This window comes from Bacillus sp. DJP31, assembly GCF_049310945.1.
In the GTDB taxonomy this organism is placed as follows: domain Bacteria; phylum Bacillota; class Bacilli; order Bacillales; family SA4; genus Bacillus_BS.
Genome location: NZ_JBMERO010000084.1, coordinates 1 through 1,443, shown reverse-complemented (window position 1 = coordinate 1,443; position 1,443 = coordinate 1). Strand labels below are relative to the sequence as shown.

Here is a 1,443-nt window from a genome sequence, read left to right as displayed (position 1 = left end):
CAGCAATGAAGCCATCAGTTGAACGACAAGTTTGCCAATCGGACTCGATGTATCAATGGAAGCACAAGAACCGTCCCCGCGCTTCCCTTATGTAAGATTGAGGATGGAGAATGAACATGTAAATCCCACTTACGCCAGATTGAACCAGCACTATTTAAAAATCTCTTCACTTATGAACATCTCCTAAAATTTTTCCCTAGACATGGAATATTATCATTTATATAGTAATTTAGATTGATACTTTTATAATATTCACTATGATTCTACACTATTCAACAAATTTATCCAATACTTACCATGACTATATTCCTTTGGGATTTGTATCTGTATTTAAAGATGAAATTATAAATTATAAAATACTCACATTGGCCGATAATACCGGAGGGAAAGTTCTTTGGTAGTGCGAGCGTCACATTGGTATTAACAGTGCTCAAAATCCCATTTAAAGAAACAGATAATTATAGGTAAATTTATGACGTTTGGACAAGGTGATCTTTCAAATGAAATGCAGGAATTAATTCTTAAGGCAATCAAACAAGATACCACTCCATTAATTAAACATACTGATTTTGATACACTTGATTTTAATCTACGTTCAAAAGATGGTTCATGGGTGATTGTTTGGTATTCTTCTGATGAAGAAAAGGCTTAGAAGGGGTTAGCAAAGTTTTTGATTAGTCATGGGTTAGTAGCGAAAACTAAAAAAGGTAGATATTATAATATTTCATTTAAATATGACAAACAAACTCGAAATGTTGAATATGGCGAACAATTTAATTCATCAATTTCTTTGATGGATTTAATGGATTTAATGGATTTAAATACTGGAGAATTCTATTAGTGAATAATTTTATTTGAGAAAAGAGGGCTCTTTAGGTAGAAAATGATCAAACATTTAAACATAAGGGGCGTTGCCCCAGTTATGTCTTTTCCAATCTTCTTTATATCCCACTGATATACTATAAGTAAGCCAGCACCAAGAGTAATCGCTTCTTTTTCATTTGGAGCAGAAACTAATTATTTGTTCAATTTTTTCTTCAAACTTCTCAAGATTTCGTAGTGAGTGTTTTTCGCCCACCATATAAGTCGTATCATCACCAAGATAATGCTCGAAGGACTCATTCATTGACTAAAAATTAATGGTTAGCTGATGAATGAGTCCTTTTTTGTTTTGTAGTTTATTAAAAAAGGTTAAATATTATAGCAGTAATAAATGTAGAAACAATTGGGAAAGTATATATGAAAATTATGGGATTATGCACTGTTTTTTATATGTTATTTCCCAATCGACAATAAGACTAGGAATATAGTAATATTAAATTTGGATAGAGATCATCCTAAAAAATTAGTTTTATAGAGTGTGTTCAAAAAGAGTCTTCCTCAATAAATAAAAAACAAGAATCCAACTATGTGAAATCCCATAATTGGTAATAAGAGGATTTC

General features: G+C 31.3%; 1 protein-coding gene. It reads left to right on the top strand.

Features of this window, described 5'->3' with window-relative positions; translation table 11 throughout:
• Nucleotides 1-472 precede the first annotated feature (472 nt).
• The gene (locus ACOI1C_RS22500; protein WP_422512867.1) at nucleotides 473-652 is read left to right on the top strand and encodes a hypothetical protein; all 180 of its coding nucleotides are present in this window, start codon (nucleotides 473-475) and stop codon (nucleotides 650-652) included.
• The last annotated feature ends 791 nt before the right edge of the window (nucleotides 653-1,443 follow it).

Excerpts from the sequence above, each read along its gene's own strand:
- ACOI1C_RS22500 (WP_422512867.1), top strand. The coding sequence starts at position 473 with ATGACGTTTGGACAAGGTGATCTTTCAAATGAAATGCAGGAATTAATT.